Origin of the sequence: Caballeronia mineralivorans PML1(12) (genome assembly GCF_001028175.1) — a bacterium.
Lineage (GTDB): Bacteria > Pseudomonadota > Gammaproteobacteria > Burkholderiales > Burkholderiaceae > Caballeronia > Caballeronia mineralivorans.
Genome location: NZ_AEJF01000008.1, coordinates 1 through 7,658, shown reverse-complemented (window position 1 = coordinate 7,658; position 7,658 = coordinate 1). Strand labels below are relative to the sequence as shown.

Here is a 7,658-nt window from a genome sequence, read left to right as displayed (position 1 = left end):
CTACGCGTGGAAATCTGAATCACGCACGCGCATAAGAAGGACGGGTGCTCGTGGCCGTTTCGCCCAGATAGCGATGCACCGACAAGTCGTCGGACTGGATTGCTGGCTGCTTACCCGACATCAAATCCGCCAGCAACTGACCGGAACCACATGACATCGTCCAGCCGAGCGTGCCGTGGCCCGTGTTCAGGAACAAGTTCGACAGCGGCGTACGACCGACGATTGGCGTGCCGTCCGGCGTCATCGGACGCAAGCCGGTCCAGAACGATGCCTTCTCGGTATCGCCGCCGCCGGGGAACAGGTCGTTCACGCACATTTCCAGCGTTTCGCGACGTGCCTGGCTCAGCGATTTGTCGAAGCCGACGATCTCCGCCATTCCGCCGACGCGAATCCGGTCATCGAAGCGGGTGATCGCGATCTTGTACGTCTCGTCGAGCACGGTGGAAACCGGCGCGGCGCTTTCGTTCACGATGGGCGCGGTGATTGAATAACCCTTCAGCGGATAAACAGGGATATTGACGAGACTGCCCAGCAGTTTCGTGGAGTACGAGCCGAGCGCGACAACGTATGAGTCGCCGCGAATGGTCTCGCCGCCGCACTGCACGCCGGCGATCCGGCCACCGCTCACCGCGAGCGCGTCGATGGGCGTGTTGTAGCGGAACTTGACACCCAGTTGTTCAGCCATTGCCGCGAGGCGCGTGGTGAATTTCTGGCAGTCGCCGGTTTCGTCGTTCGGCAGACGCAAACCGCCGGTCAATTTGTGCGACACAGCGGCAAGCGCCGGTTCTGCACTTTGCAATTCAGCTGGCGTGAGCAATTCGAACGGCACATTCGCGTCGCGCAATACGGCGATGTCCTTCGCGGCGCCATCCAGTTGCTGCTGGGTCCGGAAAACTTGCAGCGTGCCGCCGGTACGACCTTCGTAATTAATGCCGGTATCGGCGCGCAGCGCCTGCAGGCAGTCGCGGCTATATTCGGCCAGGCGCACCATGCGCCCCTTGTTGACCGAATAACGTGCCTGCGTGCAGTTCTGCAGCATCTGCCACATCCACTTCAATTGAAACGATGTTCCGTCCAGGCGGATAGCGAGCGGTGCGTGTTTCTCGAACATCCACTTGACCGCTTTAAGCGGCACGCCGGGCGCGGCCCACGGCGAAGCGTAGCCGGGCGAGATCTGACCCGCGTTGGCGAAACTCGTTTCAAGCGCCGGTCCCGCTTCACGATCGATCACCGTTACTTCATGCCCAGCGCGCGCCAGATAGTAGGCACTCGTGACACCGACAACACCGCTTCCCAGAATTACGACTCGCATGCCTTGCTCCGTGCAAAGTGACATTCCGCCGGTCATTCGCTTCGCTTTGACTGAAGCCGTGTGAGTAGCGGGTTACATAGTGGTATCGACTATAGTATTGATAGCGTGGTAGGTTTTGTTATTGTATTTATTCACTTTTCAGTGGAAAGCAATGAGAATCCAACGAAATTCAGTAAGGGAGCTTGACCGCATCGATCGCCGCATCCTGAAGATCCTTCAGAAGGAGGGTCGCATCGCGATGAAAGACCTGGCGGAGCAGGTTGGGCTCTCGGTGACGCCGTGCATCGAGCGCGTCAAACGCATGGAGCGCGACGAGGTGATCGCGGGCTATTACGCGCGGGTGAATCCGCATCAGTTGGGCGCGTCGCTGCTGGTGTTCGTGGAGATCACGCTTGATCACAAAAGCGGCAACATGTTCGAGCAGTTCCGGCGCGAAGTGCAGCGCATTCCCGAAGTTCTGGAATGCCATCTTGTTTCCGGCGATTTCGACTATCTGATCAAGGCGCGTATTGGCGAAATGGCCGATTACCGCAAGCTGCTCGGTGACATCCTGCTGCAACTGCCGGGCGCGGTGCAGTCGAAAAGTTATGTCGTGATGGAGGAGATCAAGGAGACGCTGACCATCGCCGTCGATGCCTGAAATGAGCTTGCGAGTGGGGAAATCTACTGTATATTTATACAGTGTATTCTCTCTTTCGATTGTTGGCCATGGCTTCTCACGACCGCGAATATCCCGTTGCTCCGCCCGCGCCGCTCAAAGGCCGAGGGGCGGTCACGAACCTTCAGGGACGCTACGAGAAGGACGAACGCGAGCGTATTGACGACGGCTGGACGCATGTTAGCGAGGACGGGGAAACGCACGACGCGCCGGCGCTGCGCACGCAAGTATTTGAAGAGCGCGCGAAGAGCATTCTTACGCGCAATTCGTCGCCGGATATCCCGTTCGGGGTCTCGCTGAATCCGTACCGTGGCTGCGAGCACGGCTGTATCTATTGCTTCGCGCGGCCTACGCATAGTTACTTGGGGTTATCGCCGGGACTGGATTTCGAAAGCCGGATCTACGCGAAGATCAACGCCGGTGAATTGCTCGAGCGCGAGCTGGACAAGCCGTCATATCAGCCGGAGCCGATCGCGCTGGGCGTGATTACGGACGCGTACCAGCCGGTCGAGCGGAATCTGCGCATCACGCGGCGCGTGGTCGAGATTCTGAGCGAACGCGGGCATCCGTTCGCGGCAATCACGAAGTCGTCGCTGATCGAGCGGGATATCGACCTGCTTGCGCCAATGGCGCAGAAAGGGCAGGTAATGGTTGCCGTCACCATCACCACGCTCGACGCGCAGATTGCCCGCACGCTCGAACCGCGTGCCGCCACGCCCTCAAGGAGGCTGCGCACCATCCGGGCGTTGAGCGAGGCGGGGATTCCGGTCGGCGTCAGCGTCGCGCCCATGATTCCGTTCGTCACGGAACCGGATATGGAACGGGTGCTGGAAGCGTGCGCCGAAGCCGGTGCGACGAGCGCGAGTTATATCGTTTTGCGCTTGCCGTGGGAGGTGGCGCCGTTGTTCAAGGACTGGCTTGCGGCGCATTTTCCTGATCGCGCGGAACGGGTGATGGGGCGCGTGCGTGACATGCGTGGTGGCAAGGACTATGACTCGGATTTCTCGACGCGGATGAAAGGCGAAGGTTTATGGGCTGACATGCTCAAGCAGCGCTTTCATAACGCGTCGAAGCGGCTGGGTTTGAATCAACGGCAACGCGGAATTCTGGATATGTCGGAATTTCAGCGCATTGAGAAGGTGGTGAACAAGCGGGCGGTAGCCAAGCGTCCGGTCGAGGACAGTGCGCAGATGAAGTTGTTTTGACGCGGTGCGAGCGGCAGCGACTCCGGGCAGAGCCGCGACGGCCGCGGCAGCCTTACTGGGACAACTCTTTAGCCGCTTGAACCTGGCCTTCGAAGTAAGTCTGGAACGTGAGCGCAAGACCTGCCATTAACAGGAAAGCACCGAACAGCAGCGAAAAGATCACGACAAAGATGACCGCCCAGCCCGATTCGCTATGCCGGCCGGTTTGCGCGTTGAACTGGGCGTCCCATTTTTCGTCGGGGCGCAAGCCGTAGACAATCGCCGACAAAAACGCCGCCAGCAGCGAAATGGCGCCGGGTACGACCAGGATCCAGCCGGGCATCGACGCGCGATCGGTCGCCGCGAGCAGCATGTAACCGACGACGCCGAGCAGGATGCCGACAATGTGCGCCCAGCCGAATTTGTCGCGCAAACCGTACAGATAGAAGCGATGCGCACCGATACTGCCAAAAAAGAAGGCGAGCGCAGCGGTCAGCGTTTTCGAGCGGAAATGCCCGTGCGGCGTCGGGTTCGTTGGATGCGTGGCAGTGGACGGCGGGTTGTTCATCGGGAAACGAAAAAAGGAAGCAATGGAGGCGGATAGGCGCAAGAGGCAAGTCTTTCGCGCCGACGCGGCATTCTACGCCCGCGGCCGTCCGGCGCTCACGCGGCGAATCGGCTCAGTGCGCGGTGGCTGAGTCACGGTTGCGCATACGTGATCCGGTAGATCGCACCGGCGTAGTCGTCGCTCACGAGAAGCGAGCCGTCGGGCATCGGCAGGACATCGGCGGGACGACCCCACACGTCACCGCTCGGGCGAAGCCAGCCTTGCGCGAACGGTTCCATGCGTGGTTTCGCGCCATTCGCGCCCACGACGACCCGCACCACGCGATAACCCACTTTCGTGCTGCGATTCCAGGAGCCGTGTTCCGCGATGAACACGTTGTTCTTATAGTCGGCGGGAAACATCGTGCCCGTATAGAAGCGCATGCCGAGCGAGGCCACATGCGCGCCGAGCTTGGCCACGGGCGGCGTGAACCCGGAGCACGGATGGCCCGCGCCGTATTGCGGGTCGGGAACGTCGCCGCCGTGGCAATAGGGATAACCGAAGTCCATGCCGGCTTTCGGCGCGCGATTGAGTTTGTCGTCGGGGACGTCGTCGCCGAGCATGTCGCGGCCGTTATCGGTGAACCAGAGCTCTTTTGTCTGCGGATTCCAGTCGAAACCCACCGTGTTGCGCACACCGTGCGCAAACACTTCGTAGTCGCTGCCGTCCGGGTTCATCCGGGCTATCAGCGCATAGCGCGTGCGATCCGGCTCGCAGATGTTGCACGGCGCGCCGGTCGGCACATACAGTTTGCCGTCCGGGCCGAATGCGATGAATTTCCAGCCGTGGTGCCGATCGGAAGGCAGTTTGTCGGTGACCACGACGGGTTTTGGCGGCGCATCGAGGTGATCGTCGATGTCATCGAAGCGCAGAATGCGGGAGATAGCAGAGACGTACAGTGCGCCGTCGCGGAACGTCACGCCGGCTGGCTCGTCCAGACCGGACGCGATCACATGCTTCGCTCTCACGTGCCCGTTTTGCAACTCGAGCGCGTAGACGTGCCCGTCAAGGCTGCCGGCGTAAAGCACCCCTTTCGGCGACAGAACCATGGCGCGAGCGCTGGGGACGTCATCGGAGAGAACGGTGATACTGAAGCCCGGCGGCAGCTTGATCTGGTCGATAGGCGGCGCCGCGCGGGCGCCAGCCGCGATGAACGCGCCGGCCAGTACGATCAGCAGGCTCGCCGCTAAAAATGCCAAATGCACCAAACGCGCCCGCAATCGGCCGAAACCGCATGCTTGCTGCGAGTCAGTATAAGAAAAACGGTTTCCGCTCAAAGCCATATCTGTCTCCCCAAAATGACACCTCATGCCGCTTGGCGAAAATCTTGAAAAACCCGCCGCGGCGCGCATCAGGGCGGGCGATGATCGGCAGAACGGCACGCCGAGGGTCACGTTTCATCTTGATTAATCGACGCAAGTGTTTGTTAAGGCTTCGTTTTGCCGCTATAATCGCGTGTTTTGGTAGTTCCGAACCCCGGTTTTCAAGGATTTCAGCATGGTTATCATCCGCTTGGCTCGTGGCGGCTCCAAGAAGCGCCCGTTTTACAATATCGTCGCAACCGATTCGCGTAGCCGCCGTGATGGCCGCTTCATCGAACGCGTGGGTTTCTACAACCCCGTCGCGACCAAAGGCGAAGCACTGCGCATCGCTCAAGACCGCCTGACGTACTGGCAAGACAACGGCGCGCAGTTGTCGCCGACCGTTGCACGTCTGGTCAAGCAATCGCAACAAGCTCAGCCGGCTGCTTAAGTGCAGCTGCTGCAGTCAATCGTTCGGGTACTTGTGATCCGATCGATTTTTGCGGCCGAGGTTCGCGGGAGAGTGGCTCATGTCGACGCGTGATTCTGCTTCAAACTCAGGTTTGACAGCCGAACGTGGCGAAAAGCCTGAGCAGGACGAAGCCACGTTTGGCGCGTTTGTCCGCAAGCCGGCAGCGCGTCGCGTGGCTATCGACGCTTCAGATGGCGCAGGATCGATCGAGACCGTCGAAAGTTTGCCCGGTGACGCCATTGAAGTGGGTGCGATCGTCGACGCTTACGGACTGAAGGGCTGGGTCAAGATTGCGCCGCACGCGCATGCGGGACATGGCGGCGACGCAATGCTCGCGGCAAAGCGCTGGTGGCTGGTCAAGGGCAACGAGCGCAAGGCGGTTCGGTGCCTGCAGTCGAAAGTGCATAGCGACACAGTTGTCGCGCACTTCGGCGGTTGCGATGACCGCGACATGGCGTATGCACTGCGCGGCCACAGCATTCATGTGTTGCGCAGTGACTTTCCGAAGCTAACTGGCGACGACGAATTCTACTGGGTCGACCTGATCGGCCTCGACGTCGTGAATGACGCGGACGTGGCTTTAGGCCAGGTCGCGGGCATGATCGACAACGGCGCGCATTCCATCATGCGCGTGGAATTTCCGACTACGGGCAAGGACGGCTCGCCCACAACCGGCGAGCGGCTGATTCCGTTTGTCGGCGTGTATGTCAAGACAGTGGATCAGGCGGCGCGCAGGATTGTCGTCGACTGGGACGCTGACTATTGATCCATCGATCACTGCAAGGAGAGAGCGATGCAGTTTGACGTCGTGACGCTCTTTCCCGAGATGTTTCGCGCGCTGACCGATTGGGGTATTACCAGCCGGGCAGTCAAGCAGGAACGGTTCAATCTGCGCACGTGGAATCCTCGCGATTTCACCACGGACAATTATCGAACCATTGACGATCGCCCGTATGGCGGTGGTCCCGGCATGGTGATGCTGGCGCGGCCACTGGAGGATGCGATTTCGGCCGCGAAAGCGGCGCAGGCGGAGCAGGGCATCAGCGGCTCGCGTGTGGTGATGATGTCGCCGCAAGGCAAAACGCTGAATCATGAGCGCGTGATGCAATTCGCTCAGGAGCCGGCTCTGGTGGTGTTGTGCGGTCGTTATGAAGCCATCGATCAACGTCTGATCGATCGCGTGGTGGATGAAGAAGTGAGTCTCGGCGACTTCGTGTTGTCGGGCGGCGAATTGCCGGCCATGGCGCTCATGGACGCCGTAGTGCGCCAGTTGCCCGGCGTGCTGAACGACTCGCAGTCAGCGGTGCAGGATAGTTTTGTCGATGTCTTGCTCGATTGTCCGCATTACACGCGCCCGGAAGAATACAGCGGTGTGCGGGTTCCCGATGTGCTGCTTGGCGGCCATCACAAGGAAATCGAAGCGTGGCGCCGGCGCGAAGCACTCAAGAATACGCAGGAAAAGCGGCCTGATCTGATAGAAAAGGCGCGCAGGAATAAAATGTTGAGCCGTGCCGATGAGGCATGGCTTGCAAGTCTCGCCAAGGAACGCTCGAAAGCGCAGTAGGCTCTGGAAGGCAGATACAACGCGAGACGAAAGGGTGGTGCCAGGCTTGTGAATTCAAGTGGGCGCCAGATGTGAACCCATCCTCTACCGGGGCCACTCATATGGCAAACAACTCCGGCAAGATGGCTCCAGGAGTCAGTAATGAATCTGATTGAACAACTTGAGAAAGAAGAAATCGCGCGCGCACTCGGCGAGAAGTCGATTCCCGAATTCGCCCCCGGCGATACGGTGATCGTCAGCGTCAACGTGGTCGAAGGTACGCGCAAGCGTGTCCAGGCTTACGAAGGCGTCGTGATCTCGAAGCGCAACCGTGGTTTGAACTCGAATTTCATCGTCCGCAAGATTTCGTCGGGCGAAGGCGTCGAGCGTACGTTCCAGACCTACTCGCCGCTGCTGGCGAGCATCGTCGTGAAACGTCGTGGTGACGTGCGTCGTGCAAAGCTGTACTACCTGCGCGATCGTTCGGGCAAGTCGGCTCGGATCAAGGAAAAGCTCGTGTCGAAAGACCGCGCTGTTTCCAAGGCGCAATAAGCTGTACTGAGGCTGCACCGCGCTGCACC

Annotated in this window: 9 protein-coding genes; 6 read left to right on the top strand and 3 right to left on the bottom strand. The window is 60.0% G+C overall.

The window, feature by feature from the left end; genetic code table 11:
* Window positions 1-19: 19 nt before the first annotated feature.
* Window positions 20-1,312, bottom strand: coding sequence for a D-amino acid dehydrogenase (locus EOS_RS01510; RefSeq protein ID WP_047844841.1), 1,293 nt, complete (start codon window positions 1,310-1,312; stop codon window positions 20-22).
* Between the two features lie 151 nt (window positions 1,313-1,463).
* Here EOS_RS01510 and EOS_RS01505 point away from each other — a divergent pair, with 151 nt between their 5' ends.
* Together EOS_RS01505 and EOS_RS01500 are read left to right on the top strand one after the other, a co-directional pair.
* Window positions 1,464-1,952, top strand: a complete 489-nt coding sequence (locus EOS_RS01505; protein ID WP_047844840.1) for an Lrp/AsnC ligand binding domain-containing protein — start codon at window positions 1,464-1,466, stop codon at window positions 1,950-1,952.
* A 68-nt stretch (window positions 1,953-2,020) separates the two neighbouring features.
* Entirely contained in the window at window positions 2,021-3,175 is a 1,155-nt protein-coding gene (locus EOS_RS01500; RefSeq protein ID WP_047844839.1) for a PA0069 family radical SAM protein, read from the top strand.
* A 52-nt stretch (window positions 3,176-3,227) separates the two neighbouring features.
* Here the strand turns inward: EOS_RS01500 and EOS_RS01495 are convergent, their stop codons facing one another.
* Entirely contained in the window at window positions 3,228-3,722 is a 495-nt protein-coding gene (locus EOS_RS01495) for an NINE protein (RefSeq protein WP_047844838.1), read from the bottom strand.
* Window positions 3,723-3,853: 131 nt separating this feature from the next.
* Window positions 3,854-5,044 (bottom strand): PQQ-dependent sugar dehydrogenase, encoded by a 1,191-nt coding sequence (locus EOS_RS01490; protein ID WP_082163184.1) that lies wholly within the window; start codon window positions 5,042-5,044, stop codon window positions 3,854-3,856.
* 214 nt (window positions 5,045-5,258) lie between these two features.
* On the opposite strand from EOS_RS01490, the gene rpsP reads away from it, so the two are divergent.
* From rpsP to rplS, 4 genes are all read left to right on the top strand, one after another.
* Window positions 5,259-5,513: a 30S ribosomal protein S16 gene (rpsP, locus tag EOS_RS01485; RefSeq protein ID WP_047844837.1), complete on the top strand. Its 255-nt coding sequence runs from the start codon at window positions 5,259-5,261 to the stop codon at window positions 5,511-5,513.
* 79 nt (window positions 5,514-5,592) lie between these two features.
* Window positions 5,593-6,300 (top strand): ribosome maturation factor RimM, encoded by a 708-nt coding sequence (gene rimM, locus EOS_RS01480; protein ID WP_047844836.1) that lies wholly within the window; start codon window positions 5,593-5,595, stop codon window positions 6,298-6,300.
* 27 nt (window positions 6,301-6,327) lie between these two features.
* Window positions 6,328-7,098, top strand: a complete 771-nt coding sequence (gene trmD / locus EOS_RS01475) for a tRNA (guanosine(37)-N1)-methyltransferase TrmD (RefSeq protein ID WP_047844835.1) — start codon at window positions 6,328-6,330, stop codon at window positions 7,096-7,098.
* 141 nt (window positions 7,099-7,239) lie between these two features.
* Window positions 7,240-7,629 carry a 50S ribosomal protein L19 gene (gene rplS, locus EOS_RS01470; RefSeq protein WP_047844834.1) on the top strand — a complete coding sequence of 130 codons (390 nt, stop codon included), beginning with the start codon at window positions 7,240-7,242 and terminating at the stop codon, window positions 7,627-7,629.
* Window positions 7,630-7,658: the final 29 nt, after the last annotated feature.

Excerpts from the sequence above, each read along its gene's own strand:
- EOS_RS01510 (WP_047844841.1), bottom strand. The coding sequence starts at position 1,312 with ATGCGAGTCGTAATTCTGGGAAGCGGTGTTGTCGGTGTCACGAGTGCC.
- EOS_RS01505 (WP_047844840.1), top strand. The coding sequence starts at position 1,464 with ATGAGAATCCAACGAAATTCAGTAAGGGAGCTTGACCGCATCGATCGC.
- EOS_RS01500 (WP_047844839.1), top strand. The coding sequence starts at position 2,021 with ATGGCTTCTCACGACCGCGAATATCCCGTTGCTCCGCCCGCGCCGCTC.
- EOS_RS01495 (WP_047844838.1), bottom strand. The coding sequence starts at position 3,722 with ATGAACAACCCGCCGTCCACTGCCACGCATCCAACGAACCCGACGCCG.
- EOS_RS01490 (WP_082163184.1), bottom strand. The coding sequence starts at position 5,044 with ATGGCTTTGAGCGGAAACCGTTTTTCTTATACTGACTCGCAGCAAGCA.
- rpsP (WP_047844837.1), top strand. The coding sequence starts at position 5,259 with ATGGTTATCATCCGCTTGGCTCGTGGCGGCTCCAAGAAGCGCCCGTTT.
- rimM (WP_047844836.1), top strand. The coding sequence starts at position 5,593 with ATGTCGACGCGTGATTCTGCTTCAAACTCAGGTTTGACAGCCGAACGT.
- trmD (WP_047844835.1), top strand. The coding sequence starts at position 6,328 with ATGCAGTTTGACGTCGTGACGCTCTTTCCCGAGATGTTTCGCGCGCTG.
- rplS (WP_047844834.1), top strand. The coding sequence starts at position 7,240 with ATGAATCTGATTGAACAACTTGAGAAAGAAGAAATCGCGCGCGCACTC.